At 58.0% G+C, this 24,467-nt stretch carries 19 protein-coding genes; 3 read left to right on the top strand and 16 right to left on the bottom strand.

All coding sequences use genetic code 11. The annotated features are described in order from the left end of the window. Nucleotides 1–14 precede the first annotated feature (14 nt). The 9 genes from bamA to rpsB form a co-directional block, all read right to left on the bottom strand. Nucleotides 15–2,396, bottom strand: a complete 2,382-nt coding sequence (gene bamA, locus FIV03_RS19545) for an outer membrane protein assembly factor BamA (RefSeq protein WP_152510673.1) — start codon at nt 2,394–2,396, stop codon at nt 15–17. Nucleotides 2,397–2,560: 164 nt separating this feature from the next. Beyond that, a complete protein-coding gene (gene rseP, locus FIV03_RS19540; protein ID WP_152510672.1) occupies nt 2,561–3,703 on the bottom strand; it encodes an RIP metalloprotease RseP in 1,143 nt (380 codons plus the stop codon). A gap of 112 nt (nt 3,704–3,815) precedes the next feature. Continuing rightward, the gene (locus FIV03_RS19535; protein WP_152510671.1) at nt 3,816–5,015 is read right to left on the bottom strand and encodes a 1-deoxy-D-xylulose-5-phosphate reductoisomerase; all 1,200 of its coding nucleotides are present in this window, start codon (nt 5,013–5,015) and stop codon (nt 3,816–3,818) included. A 16-nt stretch (nt 5,016–5,031) separates the two neighbouring features. After that, the gene (locus FIV03_RS19530; RefSeq protein ID WP_152510670.1) at nt 5,032–5,874 is read right to left on the bottom strand and encodes a phosphatidate cytidylyltransferase; all 843 of its coding nucleotides are present in this window, start codon (nt 5,872–5,874) and stop codon (nt 5,032–5,034) included. Nucleotides 5,875–5,889: 15 nt separating this feature from the next. Then, a complete protein-coding gene (locus tag FIV03_RS19525; RefSeq protein ID WP_152510669.1) occupies nt 5,890–6,657 on the bottom strand; it encodes an isoprenyl transferase in 768 nt (255 codons plus the stop codon). Nucleotides 6,658–6,688: 31 nt separating this feature from the next. Then, nucleotides 6,689–7,252, bottom strand: coding sequence for a ribosome recycling factor (gene frr, locus FIV03_RS19520; protein WP_022998460.1), 564 nt, complete (start codon nt 7,250–7,252; stop codon nt 6,689–6,691). Nucleotides 7,253–7,363: 111 nt separating this feature from the next. Further along, nucleotides 7,364–8,083 carry a UMP kinase gene (gene pyrH / locus FIV03_RS19515; RefSeq protein ID WP_022998459.1) on the bottom strand — a complete coding sequence of 240 codons (720 nt, stop codon included), beginning with the start codon at nt 8,081–8,083 and terminating at the stop codon, nt 7,364–7,366. A 69-nt stretch (nt 8,084–8,152) separates the two neighbouring features. Then, nucleotides 8,153–9,070, bottom strand: coding sequence for a translation elongation factor Ts (gene tsf, locus FIV03_RS19510; protein WP_055654498.1), 918 nt, complete (start codon nt 9,068–9,070; stop codon nt 8,153–8,155). Between the two features lie 144 nt (nt 9,071–9,214). Continuing rightward, on the bottom strand, nt 9,215–10,015 hold the full coding sequence (gene rpsB, locus FIV03_RS19505) for a 30S ribosomal protein S2 (protein WP_031268422.1): 801 nt from the start codon (nt 10,013–10,015) through the stop codon (nt 9,215–9,217). Between the two features lie 321 nt (nt 10,016–10,336). On the opposite strand from rpsB, the gene FIV03_RS19500 reads away from it, so the two are divergent. After that, a complete protein-coding gene (locus FIV03_RS19500; protein WP_209009715.1) occupies nt 10,337–10,738 on the top strand; it encodes a VOC family protein in 402 nt (133 codons plus the stop codon). A 67-nt stretch (nt 10,739–10,805) separates the two neighbouring features. On the opposite strand, the gene FIV03_RS19495 is transcribed toward FIV03_RS19500, so the two are convergent. Then, the gene (locus tag FIV03_RS19495; protein ID WP_152511992.1) at nt 10,806–11,168 is read right to left on the bottom strand and encodes a cupin domain-containing protein; all 363 of its coding nucleotides are present in this window, start codon (nt 11,166–11,168) and stop codon (nt 10,806–10,808) included. Between the two features lie 24 nt (nt 11,169–11,192). On the opposite strand from FIV03_RS19495, the gene FIV03_RS19490 reads away from it, so the two are divergent. Beyond that, on the top strand, nt 11,193–12,713 hold the full coding sequence (locus tag FIV03_RS19490) for a PLP-dependent aminotransferase family protein (protein WP_152510667.1): 1,521 nt from the start codon (nt 11,193–11,195) through the stop codon (nt 12,711–12,713). A 49-nt stretch (nt 12,714–12,762) separates the two neighbouring features. Here the strand turns inward: FIV03_RS19490 and atzF are convergent, their stop codons facing one another. The 5 genes from atzF to FIV03_RS19465 are packed head-to-tail and all read right to left on the bottom strand — an operon-like array spanning nt 12,763 to nt 19,786. Then, entirely contained in the window at nt 12,763–14,601 is a 1,839-nt protein-coding gene (atzF, locus tag FIV03_RS19485) for an allophanate hydrolase (RefSeq protein WP_152510666.1), read from the bottom strand. 21 nt (nt 14,602–14,622) lie between these two features. Continuing rightward, nucleotides 14,623–16,254, bottom strand: coding sequence for an ABC transporter ATP-binding protein (locus tag FIV03_RS19480; RefSeq protein ID WP_152510665.1), 1,632 nt, complete (start codon nt 16,252–16,254; stop codon nt 14,623–14,625). Nucleotides 16,255–16,265: 11 nt separating this feature from the next. Continuing rightward, nucleotides 16,266–17,156, bottom strand: a complete 891-nt coding sequence (locus FIV03_RS19475) for an ABC transporter permease (RefSeq protein ID WP_022998449.1) — start codon at nt 17,154–17,156, stop codon at nt 16,266–16,268. Continuing rightward, the gene (locus tag FIV03_RS19470; protein WP_022998448.1) at nt 17,153–18,178 is read right to left on the bottom strand and encodes an ABC transporter permease; all 1,026 of its coding nucleotides are present in this window, start codon (nt 18,176–18,178) and stop codon (nt 17,153–17,155) included. Before FIV03_RS19470 ends, FIV03_RS19475 begins: the two co-directional genes overlap by 4 nt. Nucleotides 18,179–18,181: 3 nt before the next feature. Next, nucleotides 18,182–19,786, bottom strand: coding sequence for an ABC transporter substrate-binding protein (locus FIV03_RS19465; RefSeq protein ID WP_152510664.1), 1,605 nt, complete (start codon nt 19,784–19,786; stop codon nt 18,182–18,184). A gap of 198 nt (nt 19,787–19,984) precedes the next feature. Between FIV03_RS19465 and FIV03_RS19460 the strand changes: the two genes are divergently transcribed. Beyond that, nucleotides 19,985–20,824, top strand: coding sequence for a LysR substrate-binding domain-containing protein (locus FIV03_RS19460; protein ID WP_286202208.1), 840 nt, complete (start codon nt 19,985–19,987; stop codon nt 20,822–20,824). 84 nt (nt 20,825–20,908) lie between these two features. Here FIV03_RS19460 and dnaE read toward each other — a convergent pair whose 3' ends face one another. Further along, the gene (dnaE, locus tag FIV03_RS19455) at nt 20,909–24,385 is read right to left on the bottom strand and encodes a DNA polymerase III subunit alpha (protein WP_209010084.1); all 3,477 of its coding nucleotides are present in this window, start codon (nt 24,383–24,385) and stop codon (nt 20,909–20,911) included. Nucleotides 24,386–24,467: the final 82 nt, after the last annotated feature.

Below are 24,467 nucleotides of genomic sequence, written 5' to 3'. Positions count from 1 at the left end.
TATGTGACCGCAGTTTAGAAGCGCGTACCGCCGCTCAACCGGAAAATCTGCGTTTTGTCGGAGTCGTCTTTGACGATCGGGTAAGCAAAGTCTGCCCGCAGAGGTCCGAACGGAGAGTTCCAGCGGATACCTGCACCGACCGACGCACGAACGTTGAAGTCGTTCGAGTCTATCTGGCCACCGTTGGTTTCCACCAGGTTCACCAGACTGCTGTCGGCATCCCACAGGGAACCCGCATCGGCAAACACTGCCCCGCTCAGGCCGAATTCCTTCGGGAGGACCGGGAACGGGAACCGGGTTTCGGCAGTTGCCGCGAAGTAGAACCGACCACCAATAGCGTCTTCGGTCGTTGCGTCACGCGGGCCGATACCCTGGTTCTCAAAGCCACGAACGAGAGTGCCGCCAAGCATGAACTGTTCGGACACACGCAGACGCTCATCACCAAGGGCCATGATGTTACCACCACGCACCGACAGGCTACCGACCAGACCGTAGTCAGCCAGGATTTCCTTGTAGGCGCGAGCCTGAGCTTCGGTCTTGATGTAGAAGCTGTCGCCACCCAGACCAGCAATTTCCTGACCGAAGGAAGCATAGATGCCATCGGACGGGTCCAAGATCCGGTCGAGCGTGTTGTAACGCAGCTCGTAGCCAACCAGAGACGTCAGGTAGGTGCCGAGGGAGTCACAGACCGCCAGGGAAAGGCTTGCGGTGTCACAGTTGTTGATGTTGGTCGAGTTGTTGTCCGGATCGGAGTTCTTCTCCTGGAAGATGTTGTAGAACAGACGGACAGTCAGCTCATCTTCCCGAAGCGGCAGAGTGAAACCGAACCCGCCACCGGTCTTCTTCTGATCGAAGGAACGGTAGTCGTTGGCATCATCGACCTTGCGATAGAGGTCCAGATCCAGGGCAACACGACGCCCCATGAAGAACGGCTCTACAAAACGGAACTCGTAGGACTGGGTGTCCGTACCGCCGCCAACAGCGAGCTTCACGAACTGGCCACGGCCCAGGAAGTTCTTCTCGGTCAGCGAAATGTCACCAATGACACCGTCAACCGTCGAATAACCAACACCGAAGGAGATTTCGCCAGTCGGCTTTTCTTCGACGCGAACGTTCACCACCACGCGATCAGGCGCACTGCCCTGCTGCGTCGTGATGGAAACCTTCTCGAAGAAACCGAGATTGCGCAGACGGCGCTCCGCCTTGTCGACAAGCGCACGGTTGAACGCATCGCCTTCAGCAATGTCGAACTCGCGGCGAATGACATACTCGCGGGTACGGTCGTTGCCAATCACGTTGATCCGCTCGATGTAGGCACGAGGACCTTCTTCGATGTAGTAGATCAGGGAGATCGTGTTGTTGTCGTAGTCACGAGCACCGCGCGGACGGACACGAGCAAAGGCATAACCTTCTTCCGACACGCGAAGCGTGATGTCTTCGACAGACTGCTCGACGCGCAGCGAGTTGAAGGTCTGACCACTCTTGGTGCGGATCAGGCGGCGAAGATCTTCCGGATCAACGTCGGCAATCGTGGAAACGATCTCGACATCACCAATCTCGTATTTCTCACCCTCTTCCACCGTGAACGTCACGTAGAAGATGTTCTGCTCGCGATCGAGGTCTGCACTGGTGGAGACGATACGGAAGTCCGCATAGCCCTTCTTGTTGTAGTACTGACGCAGCAACTCCTCGTCCGCAGCCAAACGGTCCGGATCATAGGTATCGGTGCTGCGAAGCCAGCTCAGAAGGCCGCTTTCGCGTGTACGGATGACATCGCGCAGGCGGCCGTCGCTGAATGCGGAGTTGCCGATGAAGCTGATGCGCTCGACGCCGGTCTTTGCACCTTCGTTGATCTCGAAAACAAGATCGACGCGGTTCTGACCACGATCGATGATCTGCGGCTCGACGGACGCACCATAGCGACCGGAGCGACGATAAGCTTCAAGAATATTCTGGACGTCAGCCTGAACCTTGGCACGGGACAGCATCGAACGCGGCTGAGACCGTACAGCGGTTTCCAGCGCGCTGTCCTTGATCTTCCGGTTACCTTCGAAAGAAACCCTGTTGATGATCGGGTTCTCGGTAACCGTTACAACGACAACGCTTCCACGCGGGGTGATGTCGACCGTTGCAAAAAGGCCGGTTGCGTAGAGCGCCTTCAGTGACTCGTCGACATCGAACGCGCTGTAGGAGCGTCCGGGAACGATGGTCATGTAACTGACAACGGTTTCATCCTCGACACGGGTGTTGCCACGCACGTCAATGCTTCTGGCCACCGCTGCCTGTGCCTGTGAAACCAGGGACACCGGCCCGAAAGCTTTCGGCAAAACCGTCCCGATCGAAAATACGGCCACCGCCAACAGTACGGCCCGTGTAAGTCTCTGCAATCGCTGCATTATTGCGCTATGCCTTTGTTTTTAATACCCCTCCCGAGAATCCGCACTCACCCCAGCAGATTCTCGGAACCGACGAGTGTTTTATAGGTTTTTACCGATAACGCAACCGCCCTTCCGGGCGGAAAGCGATTTAGTCTGAAGACGTTGCGTCAATGTCACGGGTGTCATGAATTGGTTCCCACGAGCCGCATGATATCCTTCCATGTGACGAACACCATCAGCATGAGAACAAGTCCCAGACCGATCCGGAAACCAACGTCCTGAACTCTTTCGCTGAGCGGTTTGCCACGCAGGGCTTCTGCAGCGAAGTAAACGAGGTGTCCGCCGTCGAGAATCGGCACCGGTGCCAGGTTGATCAGACCGATGCTGACAGAAAGTACGGCCGCCAGAGAAATGAGCGGCAGGAATCCGAGATCCGCGACCTGTCCGGAAATCTGGGCCACCCGGATCGGACCACCAAGCTGGTCTGCCGACTGCCGCTGGGAAATAATGCCCCAGATATAGCTGACCGTGCTTTCGATGATACGCCAGGTTTCCGCAGTCCCTTCAAGAGCCGCTTCGCCAAGCCCGTATTTGATGTGAATGAGATGAGACGGGTCGGACACGCCGCGAAGGCTGATATCGCCGGCCACCTGCCTCTCACCGAAAAAGACTTCTTTTTCCTTCGCGTCGGGCGTAACGGTCAAAGTGACGTCTTGCCCGCCCCGTTCGACTTCGAAAACGAGAGGCGTATTGGCGTTCATCAGGACGATCTGACGCATCTCGCCGAACGTCTGGATAGGCCTGCCGTCAATTTCCTTCACGATATCGCCGGCCAGAAGCCCGTCGCGCTCAGCTGCACCACCCGCAAAAACCTGCTCGACGACAGGCTCGAACCCCTGCTTGCCGGAGGTTACGAAGAGAGCGGTAAAGATCACGATCGCGAGAAGGAAGTTGGCGATGGGCCCAGCGGCCACAACGGCCATGCGTTGCCAGACCGGTTTGGCGATGAAAGCCGTTTTGCGGTCCTCTTCGCTCATCTGCGCAATCGCCTCGCGGCTTGGTATGCTTGCCGCATTTTCATCGCCGGCGAACTTGACGTAGCCACCAAGCGGAATCCAGCAGAGTTTCCAACGTGTTCCCTTCCGGTCATTAAAACCGAATAGCTCACGTCCGAAGCCGACGGAAAAAGCATCCACCTTTACGTTGCACCAACGAGCCACAGCGAAATGGCCGAGCTCATGGAAGAAGACGACGATTGTAAGCACAAAAAGAAAGGGAATGATTGTGCCGACTATCAGGGAATAGGCGGAAACGAGAAGGTCCATGAACTGTGTCCGATCCTGCGCAGCTAGGATTGTTTTGAAGGATTGTACTAAAAAGAAAATTACGGCGTGTTAATGGTGGGAAACCAAAAATTCGGGGCCTTCAACACCCCGATTACCGTGTTCTTATCCATTCACCAGTCTTCTGCCGTGCTTCTGCGTCGATGGCAAGAACATCCTCGACGCTGGCAGCGTCCGTCAGCTTACCGCCTGCCCCCATCGCATCCAGCACCTCTTCAATGGCAGCCGGAATGTCCATAAAGCCGATCCGACCCTTCAGAAAAGCGTCCACGGCAACCTCATCTGCAGCGTTAAGCACAGCCGGTGCCATTCCCCCTGCCCGCATGGCTTCCAGCGCAAGCCGGAGCGCCGGGAACCGGTCCAGGTCCGGGGCTTCAAAAGTGAGTGTGCCGAGTTCGGCCAGATCCAGACGTTTCACCGGAACGTTCATCCGGCGGGGAAAGGCAAGGCAGTGGGCGATCGGCGTGCGCATGTCCGGACTGCCGAGTTGAGCCAGCAGGGATCCGTCCTTGTATTGCACAAGTCCGTGAACCGTCGATTGCGGATGGACCAGAACGCCAAGCTGATCGTGGGCGACCGGAAAAAGATGGGACGCTTCTATAACCTCGAAGCCCTTGTTCATCATCGTTGCGCTGTCGATCGTAATGCGTGCGCCCATGTCCCAGTTCGGATGCTTGAGCGCCTGCTGCGGTGTTACCCGTGCCATATCGGCTTTCGAGACACTCCTGAACGGTCCGCCCGACGCCGTCAGAATAACCTTCTCGACCATGTCGGCCTTGTCGGTTTCAAAAACCTGGAAGATGGCATTGTGCTCGCTGTCGACGGGCAAAAGTTCCGCGCCGGTCGCGTGGATCTTGGCCATGAACAGATCACCCGCGCAAACCAGGCATTCCTTGTTGGCAAGTGCAATGCGGCGCCCTGGCCGGATCGCGGCCATGGTCGGCTTCAATCCCGCAGATCCTACAATGGCACCGACGACGATATCCGTATCCTGCGTGACCGCTTCCAGAACGGCAGCCTCACCGGCCCCGGTTGCAATGCCGCTGCCGGCAAGCCGCTCCTTGAGTTCCGGATAACAGGTTTCCTCGGCAAGGATCGCGGAACCGGTCTTTAGCGCTTTTGCCATGTCGGCAAGACCCGCGGTGTTCCGGTTCGCAACCAGCGCGACGACTTCATAGCTGTCCGGATTTCTTTGAATGAGATCCGCCAAGCTCTGGCCGATGGACCCAGTGGCCCCTAGAACGGTTATCCGGGTTTTCGCGCCAGGGCCGCGGGCTGCAGAGGCAGCTGCCATGCCTGTTACTCCAAATTCAAATCAGACCGAGGCCGGCAATAGGGTCTGCAAGACTGCCCCCAGCGACAAGGCCAATCAGCACGGCGAATATGGCTGCGGCCACCAGACCGTCGATCCGGTCCATGATGCCGCCATGCCCGGGGATCAGCTTGCTGGAATCCTTGACGTCGAACCGCCGCTTGATGGCAGACTCCAGAAGGTCCCCTGCCTGAGAGACGACCGAGAGCCCGGCCGCCAGTAAAGCCCAAAGCATCAGGTCCTGCGCATTTGCGACAAAAGCAACGCCAGCGCCGAAAACCGTGGCGAGCACCAGCCCGCCGATGGCACCAGACCAGGTCTTCTTAGGTGATACACGTGGCCAGAGCTTGGGCCCACCCAATGCTCGGCCGGTAAAATAGGCGAAAATGTCGGTTGCCCAGACAACAAACAGCAGAAAAAACGCGACCAGAAGCCCGTTGCTTCCTTCACGAAGTACAAGCAGCGAGAACAGTGCAAGCCCGCTGTAGAGGATCCCTTCGATGGCCCATCGTCCAGCCTTGGAGAAACCACCAAGCGCATAAGCGATCAAAGCACCAGCAACCATGGCCCCGAGACCAAGGTCAGGATGTCCGGCTACGGTCAGCACCCCAATGGCAAACAGCGTGGCGAACCCGGTGAGTGAACTGGGTGACTTTGCCTGTGTCCCGGTGATCGTGAACCATTCCCACAGGAACAGTCCGGACGCGACCAGCGTCAGCGCAGCAAAGGGCAGATTGCCCAGATAGGTGATCAGAAGAACAAGAGGCCCCAGAACGAGTGCCGAAATGAACCTGAGGCGAAGGTCGGACAGTTTTTTCGGGTTCTGATCTGGTTCTGCCATTGCTCAAGCCGGGGGTCAGTTGGCCTTGGCGTCAAGGCCGCCGTACCGGCGCTCACGGCTGCAGAAGCAGCTCAAAGCCTTGTCGAAGGCCGCCTCATCGAAGTCCGGCCAGTAAAGATCGCAGAAATAGAACTCGGAATAGGCCGCCTGCCACAGCAGGAAATTGGAAAGACGCATTTCTCCGCTGGTGCGGATAATGAGATCGGGATCCGGCAAACCGGAGGTATCCAGTGCCGCCGTGATCGCGTCTTCGGTTATATCGGCCGGCTGCATGTCTCCAGCCTGAACCTTTGCTGCCAGCTCCTGTGCCGCCCGCACGATTTCCGACCGAGCACCATAATTGAACGCAACGACCAGGTTCAGGCCGGTGTTGTGACGGGTCAGGTCTTCCGCTTCTTTCAGAAGCGCCAAAATTCCCGGTTCCAGATCACTGCGCCCGCCGATGATGCGGATACGCACATTGGCTTCGTGAAGCTCGCTGAGATCGCGCTGCACGAAACGGCGCAGCAGCCCCATCAGGAAAGAGACTTCAGCCTGGGGCCGGTTCCAGTTTTCGGAGGAGAAGCTGTAGATCGTGATGGTTTCGATGCCGACACGGCCGGCATGGCGGATCACCTTGCGCAGTGCGGCCAGCCCCTGTCGATGTCCCTCTGTCCGTGGCAAACCGCGCGCAGTTGCCCATCGCCCGTTGCCATCCATGATGAAGGCAACGTGGCGGGGCATTTTCGCACCGGTTTCATCCGCAGCAGGTGCATGCAGGTTGCGGTCCGGGCTGACGCTCATGTGCTCCCCCAACTCACACTCCCCAGGTCAATCAGACCTGGGAAATTTCCTGCTCTTTTTTCTCCAGCATGCCGTCGACTTCAGCAATCATCTGGTCGGTCAGCTTCTGCACTTCATCGGATGCGACACGGCTGTCGTCCTGGGAAATGTCACCGTCTTTTTCGGCCTTTTTGGCAGCGTCCATGCCATCGCGGCGGACGTGACGGATCGCAACTTTTGCCTGTTCGGCATATTTGTGGGCCACCTTGATGAGTTCCTGGCGGCGTTCCTGGTTGAGCTCGGGAATCGGCAGCCGCAGCAGCATGCCGTCTACAACCGGGTTCAAACCAAGATTGGATTCGCGGATCGCCTTTTCAACGGCCGACACCATGCTCTTGTCCCAGACCTGAACAGCCAGCATGCGAGGTTCGGGAACGGAGACGGTGGCGACCTGGTTGATCGGCATGGACTGGCCATAGGCATCAACAGTAATCGGATCCATCATGGAAGAAGAGGCGCGGCCGGTACGCAGTCCGGCAAATTCCGTTTTCAGAACCGACAAGGCTCCCTGCATGCGGCGCTTCAGATCATCAAGGTCCACACCTTCTACCGACATTTTATCCTCACTGTTGTTTTGTGCTTGGCTTAATAGAGTCTCGGCGCGCGCCAACATGGCATAAACGCACCGAAACACAAGAGCTTGAACCGGGATTGGTTCTTAAAACTTTCAGTCACCCACGACAGTGTAGGTGCCGGTTTCCTGAAGCACACTGACGAGGGCGCCGGGTGAGTGAATGGAAAACACTATGACGGGGATGGAATTGTCACGGGCCAGGGCAATGGCCGTCGTGTCCATGACTTTCAGGTTGCGGGTTATGATTTCGTCATAACCAAGGGTGTCATAGCGCTCTGCGTTCGGGTTGACCTTGGGGTCTTCGGAGTAGACGCCATCCACCTGTGTCCCCTTCAGGAAGGCGTCGCACTTCATTTCGGCAGCCCGCAGAGCCGCACCGCTGTCCGTGGTGAAGAACGGGTTGCCGGTGCCTCCTGCAAAGACGATCACATCGCCGTCTTCCATGTAGCGGTCAGCGACACGCTGCGAAAAGGTTTCGCAAATCGAGGGAACGGATACGGCGGACAGAACACGGGCATTGACCTTCAGGCGGCGCAGGGCATCCGCAAGCGTCAGGCTGTTCATGATGGTGGCCAGCATACCCATGTGGTCGCCCGTGACGCGGTTGCCACCCTTGGCGGCGACGGCAACACCGCGGAAGATGTTCCCTCCCCCGACGACAACGCCGACCTGAGCGCCAAGAGCCACTGCGTCGGCGATTTCCTTGGCGATCCTTTGCACGATGGCCGGGTCAATTCCAAAAGCCTGCGATCCCATCAGGGCCTCGCCGGAGAGTTTCAGAAGGATCCGTTTCCAGCGCAAGGAATTCGTCATGGGTGCACCCTTTTTGAAATTGTCTTTCTAAAAAAAAAGCGCCGGACTTGCCGGCGCTTTTCCTTGAGCTTACTGCCCGGTGGCTGCTGCCACCTCTGCGGCGAAGTCTTGCTCTTCCTTCTCGATCCCTTCGCCGATTGCGAAGCGGACAAAGCCGGTAAGTTTGACTTCAGCGCCGATTTCTTTAGCGAGCGCCTCTACGGCCTGCTCAACCGTCTGATCCGGGTTGATCACGAAAGCCTGCTTCACGAGGGTAACTTCCTCGTAGAATTTGCGCAAACGGCCTTCCACCATTTTTTCAATGATGTTTTCCGGCTTGCCGGATTCGCGTGCCTGTTCGGAGAAGACAGACTTCTCACGCTCGACAACCGTCGGATCCAGTTCTTCGGTGTTCAGCGACAGCGGGCTGGTTGCTGCAACGTGCATGGCAATCTGACGGCCAAGGCCATTCAGCTTGTCCTTGTCACCAGCGGATTCCAGGGCCACCAGAACGCCGATCTTGCCGAGACCGTCGGAAACAGCGCTGTGAACGTAGGTCGCGACAACGCCTTCGTTTACGGCCAGAACCGCAGTGCGGCGCAGGGTCATGTTTTCGCCGATCGTGGCGATCGCGTCGGTGATCGCTTCTGCAACCGGCTTGCCGCCGAGGTTTGCAGCGGAAACGGCTTCAACGGAACCATCGGTGCCGACGGCTACCTTGGCCACATTGGAGACCAGCTCCTGGAACCCTTCGTTGCGTGCAACGAAGTCGGTTTCGGAGTTCAGCTCGATCACGGCAGCCTTGTTGCCATCAGCGGCAACGCCGACCAGACCTTCAGCAGCCACACGGCCTGCCTTCTTGGCAGCCTTGGCCAGACCTTTGGTGCGCAGCCAGTCAACAGCTGCTTCCATATCACCGCCTGCTTCAGTCAGGGCGGTCTTGCAGTCCATCATGCCAGCGCCGGATTTCTCGCGGAGCTCTTTTACCATCGCAGCGGTAATGCTCATCGATTGCCTCGTGCATGGGGGTTTCAGATGAGACACGGTTTAGCCCATGGCCTTCCGCGCCTTTATGACGGGGCTGCAACAAAATGCAGCCCGCCTTGCGAATTTCAACAATATTCTGCCGCGGCAGACCGCGGCAGGAGAGGCTTAAGCCTCGGCAGCTGCTGCTTCAGCCGGAGCTTCTTCAGAAGCTTCAGCAAGAACTTCTTCAACCGGAGCTTCTTCGGAAGCGCCGATGTCCATGCCGGAAGCGCCCTGTGCACGGGAGATACCGTCGATGGCGGCACGAGCGATCAGGTCGCAGTACAGCGACAGAGCGCGGCCAGCGTCGTCGTTACCCGGCACCGGATAGGTGATGCCTTCCGGATTGGAGTTGGAATCGAGGATCGCGGCAACCGGAATACCCAGACGACGGGCTTCCTGGATGGCGATGGCTTCGCGGTTGGTGTCGATCACGAAGATCAGGTCCGGAATACCGCCCATGTCCTTGATACCGCCAAGGTTCCGCTCGAGCTTTTCACGCTCGCGGTCCATGAACAGACGCTCTTTCTTGGTCAGAGCGTTGGCAGCGTCGGAAGACAGGGTTTCTTCCAGCTTGCGCAGGCGCTGGATGGACTGGGAGATGGTCTTCCAGTTCGTCAGCATGCCGCCGAGCCAACGTGCGTTGACGTAATACTGAGCGGAGTTGCGCGCTGCAGATGCGACAGATTCCTGTGCCTGGCGCTTGGTACCTACGATCAGAACGCGGCCACCGCCGGCAACCGTGTCGGACACGGCCTTCAGAGCCTGGTGCAGAAGCGGAACGGTCTGGGACAGGTCCATGATATGAACATCGTTGCGTACACCAAAGATGTACTGACCCATGCGCGGGTTCCAACGGTGTTTCTGGTGACCAAAGTGAACGCCAGCTTCCAGCAGCTGACGCATGGTGAAATCGGGCAAAGACATGGCCCTTATCTCCTGAGTTTTTCCGGTTTGACCTCCGCAAGAGGATGTGGACCGGAGAGAATTCCCTTCGGCCACCGGAAGGACCCCGATAAGCTCGGTTTCCGCCCCTTGCGTGTGGAATGCGCGCCTTATAGTTGGGAAGAAATTTTATTTCAAGGCCCAAGGGCCGGTTTTCTTCAACACACTCGCCGTTTGAAAATCGAATTTTTCCGCTCTGGCGCAAGCTCACGTTTCGATACCTCGATAAGCAGCGACACGTGTTGACGTTCAATCATGTCATTTATACCTATTTTGAACTCGCCACAGCAAGGACACTCCATCGTGACCACCAAAGGCATCAACCACCTGGGCCTCACAGTCCGAGATCTGGAACAGACCACCGCCTTTTTTACCGAGCTGCTCGGCTGGCAACTGCTGGCACGTGATGACAACTACCCGCGAACAACCGTTTCCGACGGCACCGCCCGCCTGACGCTCTGGCAGGCAGATCGCACAAGGCCTGTGACGGGCTTCGACAGGAAAACCAATATCGGCCTCCACCATCTGGCCCTTGAAGTCTCAAGCGAAGAAAAGCTGCTGGAAATCGCCGAAAAGGTGAAGGCCTGGCCCGGAGTAGAGATCGAATTTATGCCGGAGCCTCTCGGCGGGGGCCCACGCAGGCACATGATGCTGGCTGAACCCGGTGGAATCCGCGTCGAATTTATCTGGCCCGCAGGTCAGTAACAGCGCGCCAAGAATCGCCTCACCGGCCGGGCCGGAACGCACAAAAGTCCCGGCCCGAACCACTTTGTCAGATCCAGAGATCGTTTTCCTGGGTCCTGTCTCCGCCCGCATGGCCGGTATTGAGAATACCCTTCGGCTCGATCAGCAGCAGCTCGGCTTCCGATTCCGCATAGGGCTTGTGCTCGACGCCCTTCGGCACGACGTACATTTCCCCTTCGCCCAGTACAACGGCTCGATCGCGAAAATCGATGCGGATTTCGCCCTTGAGAACGATGAAGGTCTCATCCGTTTCAGGATGATCATGCCAGACGAAGTCTCCTTGAATGCGGACGATCTTGAACTGGTAATCGTTCATTTCCGCAATGACGCGAGGCGACCATAACCCTTCGAGCCTTGCAAGTTTTTCCGTGAAACGGATCGGATGTTCCATTGCCATGTCCGGCACTCCTGACTGATGAAATGTCCGGCCCGGTTTGACATCTCTCCTAAAATCAAAACAGATACAAAAACTCGAAAATTAACAGATACAGTTGAAATGGTTTCGTTCAAATACCAGTCCGTTGCCCAGTCCCTGGCGCAGCTGATCGACAATGGCACCTTGAAGCCCGGGGAGAGGTTCCCTTCCCTCCGGCGCACCATGCGCAGTTATTCCGTTAGCCTGTCGACCGCCAACCAGGCCTATGCCCATCTCGAAGACAAAGGCTATATCCGGGCACAGGCAAAGTCCGGCTATTTCGTCACCCGTCCAGCAAGCCACAGGCTCATCGAGCCCAGTAAAACAACGCCACCCGAGACCAGCCGCAGTGTCGTGTTTCAAGCTCCTTACCTGGAGATGCTCGAACATGCGTCAAACCCGGCATATGTGCCGCTTGGCTGCGCCATTCCCGCCCCGTCTCTGCTGGCCGCAGAGCCGCTGAACGCCTTGCAGGCACGACTCCTCCGCTCGAAAGGACAGCAACTCAACGCCTATGGGTCTGCTCAGGGGTTACCGGAACTCAGGAGAGAAATCGCAAAGCTTATGTGCTTGCATGGCAGCACAGTTTCCCAGGATGAAATTGTCATTACCAGTGGCTGCACCGAAGCTCTGGGGCTCGCACTTCAAACGCTCACACAGCCGGGCGATACGATTGCCGTCGAATCGCCCGCCTATTTCGGACTACTGCAGGTGCTCGAACGCCTGAAACTGAAGGCCTGGGAGTTGCCAACCTCGCGGGACGGCATCGATCCGTCCGCACTCGAGCTGGCTCTGAAATCGGGTACCGTAACTGCCGTTGCCTTGTCGTCCAGCTTCACCAACCCACTCGGCACCATGATGCCGGAGCCGGTGAAACGTTCTGTCCTGAAGCTGCTGGACCGTTACAAGACACCCCTGATCGAAGATGATACCTACGGCGGCCTCGGGTTTGGCGGATGCCGTCCGGCACCGTTTTTCAGTCTGCCGCACGAGACCGAGATCTTCTATTGCAGCTCTTTCTCGAAAACCCTCGCCCCAGGTTACCGAACCGGCTGGATCCGCGCTCCAGGCCGCATTGCCCAAATCAACAAGGCCAAGTTCTCCGCCTCAATCTGCAACCCGTTGGCACCTCAACTGGCTTTGGCTGAATTCCTGTCATCCCGGGACTTCGAGCGCCATGTGTCTCGCATGGCCCGGACAATGGAAACCAATGTCGCGCGCGCACGCCGGGCCATTGCACAGTCCTTTCCGGCGGGTACCAGGGTCACACATCCGGACGGCGGTTTCGTCTTGTGGATAGAAATGGACAAAAAAATCGACACAACAAAGCTTTATTACAAGGCCTTAAATCAAAATATTTGCTTTGCTCCTGGCAGTCTTTTCACCGCATCAGGCCTTTATGCACATTGCCTTCGCATCAGTTGCGGCGACGTTTGGTCGGACACGCTTGAATCCGCTATTTACCGCCTGGGGACGCTGGCCTGCGAAGAGCTTGGCAAACAGCAATCAGAAGAGACATGACACCTACCCTCTATATCCCGCATTGACTGAAACCTCGTATGTCAGAAGTTCAGCTTGCATGCGCGGTCAGCTTCTCGTCAGAGACATCCGGCTGGGGAACGGAAGCAACCACTGAGGAAAGATAGGTTCGCCAGGAACTCAGTTCGGTGATTTCAACAGCCCCTTCAACTGCATGTCCTTCACACAAAAATCCTTTTACGCCGGTTCCGTCTTCCAGCTTCACCGTGCCGATGCACAGCGGTGCCGGAATACCCGTCATGAAACTGCCGAAGGTCTCAAGCGGCATTGCCCAGACCTCCACATTGATTGATCCGCCCGAGCCAGCCCCAACCTGCACAAGGCCCGGCCGCTTCGGAGACCCGCCTGCAAGTGCGAAGAAACGGTATTCCGGTGCTGTCTTGCTGGATTTTACAAAGCGTGCGCCGTGAGAAATCAGCTCCTTGTTTAGCGGCAGTCCCGACATGTGGGCGCCGCAGACCGCAACGGCTATTTCACCGACAGCGATCTCGCTTGTGGTCAGCGCAGATTTCTGCCGAGCCCAGTTCGTTGCTCCAAGCGGACCAGTTTCAACTGTAGCTGCAAGCGCTGCGGCGGCTGCATCCTGACCGCAGCGGGCCAGAACCGTCAGGCTTCCAGGCCGGCCGTCCTGTCGCAAACCTGTTGGAACCGCAATACCGCAAAGATCGAGAAGGTTGACGAAATTCGTGTAGGTGCCAAGGCCCGAATTCGGGCCAATGGGGTCAGCGGTAATTTCTTCTACCGAGACGAATGTCGGTATCGTCGGAACGCAGAGGAAATCGATCTCTGCCAAAAGCTCATCACAGATCCGGCGCAGGTCCTGCAGCTTGTAAAGTCCGCGGAATGCGTCGACAGCGGTTAAAGAAAGACCTGGTTCAATAATTGCGCGGGTCGTCGGATGAAGCGTCTGCGGCGCATCAATCAGACGATTGCCGACAGCAGCCGTGCGTTCCGCGACCCAGGCCCCCTCGTAGAGCAGGCTAGCCACATCGTAAAACGGCTGAAAATCGATTTCCTGCACGACGGCTCCCTGCGTACGCAGCGATGCGATCGTTGCCCTGAAATGGTCCGCCTGAGCCATGTCACCGAAGGTTTTCAGTGAAGCATCGTCAGGGACCGCGATCCGTACAGTTCCCGGACTGGCAGACAGTTTCTGGACCGGCAGCTGCCTGGAATGGGCATCTGCCGGGTCGTAGCCTGCAGCAGTCTCGAATACGGCCCAAGCATCCGTAACGGTCATGGCAAAAATCGAGATCGTATCGAGGGTCCGGCATGCGGGGACCAGACCTGAGCCGGACAGAACGCCCAGGCTTGGTTTGAGCCCCACAATGCCGTTGAGGGCTGCCGGCACACGCCCGGACCCTGCCGTGTCGGTTCCCAGCGAGAAACACGCGAACCCGTGGGCAACAGCAACAGCCGAGCCTGAGGAAGAGCCACCGGGAACGATTTCCGGATCCACCGCGTTCAATGGCACGGGGTATGGTGTTCTCACTCCGACGAGGCCAGTCGCGAATTGATCGAGATTGGTCTTGCCAAGACAAATTGCACCCGCTTGCCGAAGACGCCCAACGACAAAAGCATCGCTATCAGCGAAATACTCGAAATCCGGGCACGCCGCGGTCGTCGGCATGCCAGCCACGTCGATATTGTCCTTGGCCACATAGGGAATTCCCCAAAGGGGCCGGCCATCGGGATTGCCAAGACTACGGGCCTCAGCGAGTGCCGTTTCTCGTGCCTGGTGAATGAAGATCCCCGGGTCGCCGGTGGCATCAAGCCGCCTGAAGGCTTCTTCGATCACGGCCTCAACAGACAAACCTTCGGCGTAGGCCTGCCGGAGCTCGGCGAGCGTGAAGGGAAGATCGCGGATCATGTCTAGTCCTTCCAAAATGTCTTAGGCGGCGGTTTTGCGCGCCGGCGCCTGGGGCGCAGCCGTAAGCAATTCGCGAGTGTAGGGGTTCTGGGGTGTATCCATGACCGTCTCGACGGCTCCCGCCTCAACAACTTTGCCGCCCTTCATGACGACGACATGGTCGCACAGCAGACGCACGACATTGAGATCATGGCTGACGAAAAGGTAACTCATGCCAAGCCGGGCCCGCAGGTCTGCAAGCAGGTTCAGGACAACGGCCTGAATGGAAACATCCAGAGCGGCAGTCGGTTCATCAAGGATCAGGAGATCGGGATCCGGGGCGATTGCCCTGGCTATGCCGACGCGCGCCTTCTGTCCCCCTGACAGCTGGTGCGGAAACCGATCAAGAAGATGGCTCGGCAAGCCTGTCAATGCGGCCAGCTCTTCCACCCGCTCGCCCAAGGGGGCGCCTTTCAATCCTGTCAGACGCTTCAAGGGTTCAGCTATCGACTGGCGGGCGGTATGTCTGGGATTGAGACTGTCCGTCGCATCCTGGAAGACCATCTGGATTTTCTGCCGCAATGGATGCCGGGAGAAGTTCTCCGACGGGAGCTTGGCAATATCCTCGCCCCTGAAAAGCAGGTGACCTGACGTTGGATCAAGCAAACGCACGATCATGGAAGACGTGGTGGATTTTCCGCAGCCGGATTCGCCGACCAGTCCCACGCTTTCGCCTTCGCGAATAGTGAAGCTGATGCCCTTGACGGCGTACACCGGACCGGATTTTCCCTGGTAGGTCTTGGTCAGGTTGACGACTTCCATCATCGGAGAGTTGCCGATTGTCCGTGCGGCCAGCGGTGCGCGTTGATCTTCCGGCAGCAATGAACGGATGCTGGCTCCGCGCCGCGGCGTCGCGTCCACCAGTTTTCTGGTATAGGCATGTCGAGGGTTTGAAAACAGGTCCGCCGGCCTGCCCTCCTCCACAATGACACCGTCCTTCATCACGACGATACGATCGCAATATTCGGACGCCAGGCCGAGATCGTGCGTAATCAGGATCGACGACATTTCACGCGCCCGAACAAGATCATCGACAAGGTCCATGACGGCCTTTTGGGTGGTGATGTCGAGGCCGGTGGTCGGCTCGTCCGCGATGAGAAGCTTGGGGTCACAGGCAAGCGCAATGGCAATCACGATGCGCTGGCACATGCCACCCGACAGCTCGAAGGGATAGGCTTCGTAACGCTCAGCAGCCTCGTTGATCTTCACCGCTTCCAGTGCCTCGATTGCTTTTGCTTTCGCATTTTGCCTGGTCGCCCGGCCATGCTGGCGAAGGACGTCCTCAAGCTGGTGCCCAACCTTCCGAATGGGATTGAGTGCCGCACGCGGGTTCTGAAAGATCATCGAGATCTCCCGACCGCGGATTTCACGCATGTCGCGCTCCGCCGCCTGCTTGAGATCGATACCGTCATATACCGCCTCACCGGATTTGATCCGGCCACCGGCGTCCAGAATGCGCATAAGGGCATAGGATGTAACGGATTTTCCCGATCCGCTTTCCCCGACAATGCCCAGACGTTCACCCTTGGCCAGGTCGAAACTGATACCTTTGACGGCCTGAACGTCACCTCGGCGCGTCTTGAAGGCAACTTTGAGATCCTTGATGGTCAGCATGGCAAAGCTCCTCAGGTCCGGCGACGCGGGTCGACGATGTCGCGAAGACCGTCTCCCATCAGGTTGAAGGTAAAGACTGCCAGCATCAGCCAGAGCCCCGGAAACAACGCCAGCCACCACTCGCCGGACACGATGAAATTCGCGCCTTCGGCAACCATGATGCCCCACTCCGGTGTGGGCGGACGAACACCAAGGCCGATAAAGGACAACCCGGCCGCGTTCAAAATCGCCCACCCCAGATTGAGCGAGACCTGCACCATCATCGGCGGCAGGGCATTCGGGAATATGTGAAACGCGAGCACCCTGGTATCCGAGTTGCCGGCAAGCTTTGCGGCAAGCGTGAAGCCGGCTTCCCGCCGGATGTTGACCTCCGCACGAACAAGACGGGCGTAGAACGGAATGTTGATGATCGCAGTGGCCAGAATGATGTTGGAAATCGAATTCCCGAGCGCCGCCACAATGCCCATGGCCAGCACGAACAATGGAAAGGCCATGATGGTGTCGAGAAACCGGTTGAGCACTACATCCAGCCAGCCTCCACGGTAACCGGCCACGGCGCCAAGGACCGAACCGATGACGAAGGAAAGCGCAACTGCGGACACCGAGATGATCAGATCAAGGCGCGTTGCAACGATCACCCTTGAAAAGACATCGCGGCCAAGATTGTCGGTTCCGAACCAATGAGACCAGCTGGGGGCCTGCAATGCATTGGCCGCATTCGTCTGCAGCGGATCGTAGGGAACCAGCGCAGGTCCGAGCACTGCTGATCCGATGAAAAAAGCGAACATGGCGAAAGACAGGGCCGTGACCGGATTTTCCCGAAGGACATAGATCGTATGGGCCAGTGCACCGGAGCCGGTCTTCCGCTCCGCGACGGTTGGAGGCAACGTCGTATCACTCATTTCGAAGATGTCCCGAAACGTGGATCAATCAGCGAATAGGACAGATCGATCAACAGGTTGAGAATGACGAACAGCAATGCCATCGCCAGAACGAATCCCTGAACCGCGGCGTAATCGGAAACCACAAGCGCCTCTACCGCATAGGATCCGATACCTGGCCAGGCGAAGACCTTCTCGACCAGCACATTCGCCCCAAGCACAAAGGAAAACACCATCCCCAGTGTGGTCACGACCGGAAGCAGGGCGTTGCGGAAAGCGTAGCCGTAAAGCACCATTCCTGGCCCGAGGCCTGCTGCCCGTGCGGTCCTGACATAGTCGGCCGCCAATGCAGACAGCATCGCCGCCCGAGTCATGCGCGCGATCGGGGCAAGGGTGAAGAGGGCTAGCGTCGTTGCTGGCAAGACCAGCTGCTTCAGCGCCCCGAACCAGGTTTCCCAATCTCCGGCAATTGCAGCGTCGATCAGGAAGAACCCGGTAATCCTGGGCGGATCAAGATAGATGAAATCGAGCCTGCCGAGGGGCGACGGTGCGATGCCCAGGAGGTAATAGAAAACATAGATCAGGACGATGCCGGTGAAGAAAGTCGGCAGAGATACGCCGGCGGTGACAAGGATCCGGCATAGCTGGTCAATCCAGGTTCCCGGCCGTGTCGCTGCCAGAACGCCGAGTGGAACGGCGATCAGGCAGGACAGGATCAGGGCGGACAGCGTCAATTCGAGCGAGGCCGGCAGTCGGGACGCGAGTTCCGTCGCAACGGGCCGGCCGGTGGAAACCGACTGTCCCAGGTCTCCCTGCAGCAGATCTCCTACATAGATCAGGAACTGCTCCGGCAACGGTTTGTCGAGACCCAGAGACCGTCGAACCTCTTCGATGGATTCAGGCGTTGCCGCAGCTCCGGCAAATTGCACCGCTGGGTCACCGGGCAAGGCACGTGTGAGGATGAAGCTGATCACCACAACGCCAATCAGAACCGGTATCGCCTGCAGAATGCGGTTAAGCGTAGCTGAGCTGCGACGCGCCATGACCTAGCTCTCCACGTTCGTCAGAGAGCGGACATCGAGCTGGCGGTGGAACCAGAACTCGTAACCGTCGGCACTGTTGACCGCGACGTTGAGCGCCGGCTGATAAAGCGGAATCCTCGGCAGGTCTTCCATCGCGATCTCGAACATCCGCTTGATCTTCGGCGCGTACTCCGGATCGTCCTGCGCCATGTGAAGCGTTTCCGAGGTCAGGGTCTCGATTTCCTCGTTTCGATAATTCGAGGAATTGAAAAGGTTGCCTTCCTGATACGCCCAGAAGAAGTAGTAGTCGGGTGTGTCCAGCCAGCCGCCGAAGTTTTCAAGATGTAGTGGCAGGCGCTTTTCCACGAGCACCGCCGTGCGCCAGTTTGCCCCGGGGATCTTCTCGATTTCCGTCTTGATGCCGAGTTTGCCGAGACTTTCCTGAATCAGCAGCGCCGTTGGCTCCATCCAGGAAGCAAGGTCTGTGCTGATCGACAGAGGGACTTCGAAGCCATCAGGATAGGCGGATGCCGCAAGCAACTCCTTGGCTTTCTCCATGTCATGGCTATAGGGCGACTTACGCGGCCAGGAGGTGTCTTCAATGGTCTCGCCACCGCCCCACAACGGTGCGCCGCGGCCGTAAGCTGCAGTATCGAAGATGTCCTTGTAGGGAATCGCATAGGCGATAGCCTTGCGCACATTCGGATCCTGGAAAGGTTCGAAAGTGTAATTCAGGCCAACCACATGCATGGTGTTGGCAATCGGTGTGGAATACACCTTCACCTTTTCAGCGAGCTCAGCAGCATCCTTATCCGGTATGTCGAATGACACCTGCACATCACCACGTTCGATCAGGGCGCGGCGCGTTGCCGGGCTCGGCACTTCTCGAACAATGATTCTGCGAACCTTGGGCAATGGTCCACCAGCCCATTCGTCAAAGCGTTCGTAAACGATCTGCTGGCCGGAATCCCAACGGGCAACCTTGTAGGCCCCGGACCCGGCAGGTGTCGTGTGAAGATACTCAGTCGCCCAGGGATCATCGGCTGTCGCATGTTCCTTGGCGACTTTCGAATTGATGACGAATGGCACAGGAACTGCCAGATCCGGCAAGGATAGCTTTGATGGCTTGTCGAGCTTGACGACAAAGGTTTCCTCGTCGACGGCTTCAAACTGATCCGGCCGCACAAGGCCGCCAGCTTTCATCTGCGTGCTCGGGAACCCGCCAACTGACACGGCCCGGTCGAAAGACCATTTTACATCCTCTGCAGTCACCTTGCTGCCGTCCCAGAAGACGGCGTTCGGCTTCAGCTTGAAGGTAATGGTCAAACCGTCGTCGGAAATTGTCCAGCTTTCCGCGAGTTCCGGCTCCAGCTTCGAATAGTCGAAAGAAACGCTGCCATCTTCCAGGGTCTTGCTGCCGAACGTAATCAACCGGTCATAACTGTTGATGGCAACCTGATAGCTGGCCCTGTTGGTACCGGTACGGTGAAGATCCAGACTGTTGATGGTCTGACCGGTCACCGCCACCAGGGTATCGCTTGCGGCGAAGGCAGACAGGGACCGGGAAAACGGGAGGGCGCCGACGACGGCAGCTCCGGCTTTGAGGAATTCGCGTCTGTGTAGGGACATGTTCGGAAACTCCGCTGTGCGATTGGCTTTCCGAAGCTTGCAGGTGTTTTCTGTTTCCGAAAAATGCTATAAATTCACAGATGCGATGAAAAAAATGCAACGCTATAAACAAAGCCTATTGAAATGAGACACTTATACACGTTTCAGCTCATAGAGGCTGTCGCCCGAGCGGGCTCCATCAGAAAAGCGGCGGAAGACATGAACCTGACCGCCTCGGCGCTCACACGTCGGGTGCAAAGGTTCGAGCAGGAGTTTGGCGCCCAGCTCTTTGAGCGCCTTCCGAAGGGCGTACGTCTCAACCCTGCCGGAGAGCTTCTTCTCCACCACTATCGCGCAAGCCTTTCGGACCTTGCTCGTGTGCAGAGCCAGGTCGCGGATCTTGCGGGAGAACGCAGAGGGCACGTTTCCATCGCCTGCTCCCAGGCCATGGTTCCTTATTTCCTGCCCGAGCAGATCGCCCGGTACCGGCGTGATCATCCGGGCGTCACGTTTTCGGTCAACGTCAGGGACAGAACCCAGGCCGAGCAGGAACTCGTGTCCTATTCCAGCGACCTGGCGCTGGTGTTCGAGCCAGTCTATCTGGTGGATTTCGAGGTGCTTCATGTCATCCCGCAGGAGGTTTATGCGGTCATGGCGAGCGACCACCCACTGGCAAAAAAAGCGGAGGTGCGCCTGCGGGATTGTCTTGATGTGCCCCACGTCGCCCCGACAACCAAATATGGCGTCAGGCATCTGCTGGACTTTGCTGCCCGGCGTGGCAGCCGCCGCGTTTCTCCGGCCGTCGAGACCGAAAGCTTCGACCTGATCCGGCACTACGTTCTCTGTGAGAAACTGATCGGCTTCCAGATCCCTCTGGGGCTCAGAGAGCAGGATGACGGCTCGCTGGTTTTCAAACCGATCTCGAGCAAGGACGTGCCACCCGGAAACCTAATTCTGGGCCAGATGCGCGGGCGTACACTTCCCGTGGCCTCAGCGCGCTTTGCGTTGCAGCTGGCCACCGCGCTCAAGGACTATCACAGCGCCCGCATCGGCAACTGACAGAGCCAGCATATTCAGGACCATTGAAACCATGGCGCACCAGCGCTCCCGCAGTGGAATCGCATTGTTAGCGCCCCTGGACGCTCACGCCACCTGTACGTCCGTTACACCTGGCACTGCCTTGAGCGCGCCCGCAATTTCCGGTGACAGGCGGAACCGGCCGGGGAGCTTGACTTCCACTTCCCGTGCACCGTTTTCCAGAAGTACAATCACCGTGACGTCACCTTCCCCCCTCACCTGCAACTGCTTCGCAAGGCTCGGGATTGGACGTTCATCGCGAACAAAGACGCGCATGCTTTTCTGCAGGCGGGCTGCAACCTGATCGATCGGATCGACCTGTTCGATTCGAAGGGATGGTTCGTCGTCGCGCATGTCGGCCCCGACGAGCACGACAACGGAACGACCAGCCTGCAAGGCATCCCGGAACTGTTCGAGTTTCTCCCGGAAGAGCAACGCCTCATACTGGCCCGTGGCATCGGACAGGCGAACGATTCCCATGCGATTGCCGGTCTTGGTCTTGCGTTCCTGCATGGACACAACGGTGCCGGCAAGCCGGCCGTGAGACGCCCCCTTCTTGACTGCTTCCGAAAACTGGCTCCACGGCTGTGCCCGCATCTTTTCCAGTACGGAAGCGTATTCGTCGATCGGATGCGCTGACAGGTAAAATCCGATCGCCGAATGTTCCCGTTGCAGCTTCTCTTCGTTTGTCCAGCCATGGACATCATCCAGCTGCAAGGGTTCTTCGCTGTCGCTGCCGCCAAAAAGCTCGTCCTGGCCGAGCGTCTTGTTTTCCTCGGTGCGTTGAGCCAGGCCCATGATCCGGTCGAGGCCTTCAAAAACCCGTGCCCGGTTGGGCTCAAGCTCATCGAATGCTCCGGCGGCCACCAGGTTTTCAAGCGTTCGCTTGTTGAGGGCCTTGGGTGAAATCCGACGCGCAAAATCGCCAAGGCTCTTGAAAGGCTTGTCGCCCCGAACCTCAACAATGTGTTCAACAGCCTGCTCGCCGACACCCTTGATCGCGCCCATCGCGTAAAGGATCTTGCCGTCGGCAACGTCAAAATAGACTTGCCCGCGGTTGATTGACGGCGGCTCGATCTCGATCTTCATGCGCCGACATTCCTGCCTGTAGTCGCCCAGTTTTTCCGTATTGCCCAGATCCAGTGTCATGGAAGCGGCCATGAACTCGACCGGGTGGTTCGCCTTGAGCCAGGCCGTATGGTAGGAGACCAGCGCATACGCCGCAGCGTGCGACTTGTTGAAGCCGTAGTTGGCGAACTTCGCCACAAGATCGAAGATTGTTCCGGCGTGGCTCTTGTTGATCCCACGCTCCACCGCGCCGTCGACAAAACGTGCCCGCTGGACTTCCATCTCCGCGGCAATCTTCTTACCCATGGCGCGGCGCAGAAGGTCAGCTTCCCCGAGTGAGTAGCCGGACAAAACCTGCGCAATCTGCATCACCTGTTCCTGGTAGACGATAATGCCGTTCGTCTCCATCAGGATGGGTTCAAGCAGCGGATGCAAGCAGTCCGGGTCCTGTTCGCCGTGTTTCACCGCGTTGTAGACCGGGATGTTCTCCATCGGTCCGGGGCGATACAAAGCCACAAGGGCAATGATGTCTTCGAACCGATCGGGTTTCATGCCTGCAATCGCGCGGCGCATGCCCTGACTTTCCAGCTGGAACACGCCAAACGTTTCGCCCCGCGCCAGCAGCTGGTAGGTTTTCTCGTCGTCGATCGGCAGGGCTGCCACGTCGACATCGATACCGCGCCGTTCAATCAGCTTCACCGCCGTATCGATAACCGTCAGCGTCTTCAGGCCGAGGAAGTCGAACTTAACAAGTCCGGCATCTTCCACCATCTTCATGTTGAACTGAGCAACCGGCATGTCGGAACGCGGGTCTCGATAGAGCGGCACCAGCTGTTCCAGGGGCCTGTCACCGATGACAACGCCCGCCGCGTGCGTGGAAGCGTGCCGGTAAAGGCCTTCGAGCTTCTGAGCCATGCCCAGCAGCCGCTCGACGATTTCCTCTTCCTTGGCTGCCTCGCGCAGGCGTGGCTCTTCCTCGATCGCCTGACCAAGCGTTACAGGATTTGCCGGGTTGGCGGGAACAAGTTTGCAGAGCCGGTCGACCTGGCCATAAGGCATTTGCAGTACGCGGCCGACATCGCGCAGCACGGCCCGAGCTTGAAGCGATCCGAAAGTGATGATCTGGGCGACCTGCTGCCGGCCGTATTTTTCCTGAACATAACGGATCACTTCTTCACGCCGGGTCTGGCAGAAGTCGATATCAAAGTCAGGCATCGAAACGCGTTCGGGATTGAGGAAGCGTTCGAACAGCAGCGAGAACCGCATGGGATCGAGGTCGGTAATGGTCAGGGACCAGGCGACCAGGGACCCCGCACCGGACCCGCGCCCCGGGCCGACCGGAATATCCTGCCCTTTCGCCCATTTGATGAAGTCGGCAACGATCAGGAAGTAACCGGGAAACTTCATGCGCTCGATGATACCGGTCTCGTAGTCGAGACGGTCCCAATAGTCCTTCTCCTCAAGACCCGGCGCCAGTCCGTGGGCATCAAGGCGCGCCTGCAATCCTTCGCGTGCCTGGCGGATCAACTCTTCCGCTTCTGCCTTCTCCGCTTCTTCCGGATCCGCATCCGCACCGGCAAACCGGGGCAGGATCGGCGCGCGCTTCAACGGACGGAAGCTGCAGCGCCGGGCAATCTCTACCGTTGAGACAAGTGCCTCCGGCAAATCCGCGAAGAGTGCGCACATTTCCGCGCGGCTTTTGAAGTAGTGCTCCGGTGTCAGGCGTCTGCGGTCATCCTCGATCAGCACCCTGCCCTCGGAAATGCAGATCAGGGCGTCATGAGCTTCATAGTCTTCGCGCTTGGGAAAGAAGGCTTCGTTGGTGGCGACCAGTGGCAGCCCGTATTCGTAGGCCAGATCGAGAAACGCGTCTTCGGTCTTGCGCTCGGCTTCCATGCCATGGCGCTGGATTTCCACGTAGCAACGGCCGGGAAAACGGTCCGCCAGTGTTTGCAGCCGGCTTTTTGCGAGATCCTTGCGTCCGGCAAGGAGCGCTGCCCCGATCGGTCCGCCGACACCACCGGTCAGAATGATAACGCCTTCGGACTTTGATAGAAGATACCCGGAGGAAACATGTGGCCTCAGACCGGTTTCCGTATCGAGGAAGGCCCGAGAACTCAGCTCCATCAGATTGCCGTAACCGGCTTCTGTCATGGCGAGAAGAACAACGTCCGAAAGCGCTGGTTCCCCTCTCCGCCCGCTTTCAAGCCCATCGTCGAAAAAGACGGAAAGCTGACACGCCGCAATCGGCTGAATTCCGGATCCCCACGCTTTGGTCGCAAATTCCTGCGCGCCAAACAGATTGTTGGTATCGGCAATCGCCAGCGCCGGCTGGTCATCGGCCTTGGCGAGATCGAGAAGCTTCTTGATCGGCAACGCACCTTCCAGAAGCGACAACGCGGAATGGACCCGGAGGTGAACATAGCCGGGACCGCTAGCCTCACCGCCGGCATTTTCTGACAAACCGGAAGACAGAGAATTGTTGGGATCTGAAGCAGACATGGCGGCTCTCATAACATCTTCCAGAATCAGCGCTCAAGTGAAGCGTGTTCGGAAT

The organism is Labrenzia sp. THAF187b, assembly GCF_009363375.1.
GTDB lineage: Bacteria > Pseudomonadota > Alphaproteobacteria > Rhizobiales > Stappiaceae > Roseibium > Roseibium algicola.
Note: the sequence above shows the minus strand (reverse complement) of the source record. Positions and strands in the feature narration are given on the sequence as shown.

Bases quoted from the DNA above. Each gene is read 5' to 3' on its own strand.
- FIV03_RS19470 (WP_022998448.1), bottom strand. From the start codon at position 18,178: ATGGCGCGTCGCAGCTCAGCTACGCTTAACCGCATTCTGCAGGCGATA.
- rpsB (WP_031268422.1), bottom strand. From the start codon at position 10,015: ATGTCTTTGCCCGATTTCACCATGCGTCAGCTGCTGGAAGCTGGCGTT.
- FIV03_RS19525 (WP_152510669.1), bottom strand. From the start codon at position 6,657: ATGAGCGTCAGCCCGGACCGCAACCTGCATGCACCTGCTGCGGATGAA.
- frr (WP_022998460.1), bottom strand. From the start codon at position 7,252: ATGTCGGTAGAAGGTGTGGACCTTGATGATCTGAAGCGCCGCATGCAG.
- FIV03_RS19475 (WP_022998449.1), bottom strand. From the start codon at position 17,156: ATGAGTGATACGACGTTGCCTCCAACCGTCGCGGAGCGGAAGACCGGC.
- FIV03_RS19490 (WP_152510667.1), top strand. From the start codon at position 11,193: ATGAAATGTCCGGCCCGGTTTGACATCTCTCCTAAAATCAAAACAGAT.
- FIV03_RS19495 (WP_152511992.1), bottom strand. From the start codon at position 11,168: ATGGAACATCCGATCCGTTTCACGGAAAAACTTGCAAGGCTCGAAGGG.
- rseP (WP_152510672.1), bottom strand. From the start codon at position 3,703: ATGGACCTTCTCGTTTCCGCCTATTCCCTGATAGTCGGCACAATCATT.
- FIV03_RS19465 (WP_152510664.1), bottom strand. From the start codon at position 19,786: ATGTCCCTACACAGACGCGAATTCCTCAAAGCCGGAGCTGCCGTCGTC.
- FIV03_RS19460 (WP_286202208.1), top strand. From the start codon at position 19,985: ATGAACCTGACCGCCTCGGCGCTCACACGTCGGGTGCAAAGGTTCGAG.
- FIV03_RS19530 (WP_152510670.1), bottom strand. From the start codon at position 5,874: ATGGCAGAACCAGATCAGAACCCGAAAAAACTGTCCGACCTTCGCCTC.
- tsf (WP_055654498.1), bottom strand. From the start codon at position 9,070: ATGAGCATTACCGCTGCGATGGTAAAAGAGCTCCGCGAGAAATCCGGC.
- atzF (WP_152510666.1), bottom strand. From the start codon at position 14,601: ATGATCCGCGATCTTCCCTTCACGCTCGCCGAGCTCCGGCAGGCCTAC.
- FIV03_RS19535 (WP_152510671.1), bottom strand. From the start codon at position 5,015: ATGGCAGCTGCCTCTGCAGCCCGCGGCCCTGGCGCGAAAACCCGGATA.
- pyrH (WP_022998459.1), bottom strand. From the start codon at position 8,083: ATGACGAATTCCTTGCGCTGGAAACGGATCCTTCTGAAACTCTCCGGC.
- FIV03_RS19480 (WP_152510665.1), bottom strand. From the start codon at position 16,254: ATGCTGACCATCAAGGATCTCAAAGTTGCCTTCAAGACGCGCCGAGGT.
- bamA (WP_152510673.1), bottom strand. From the start codon at position 2,396: ATGCAGCGATTGCAGAGACTTACACGGGCCGTACTGTTGGCGGTGGCC.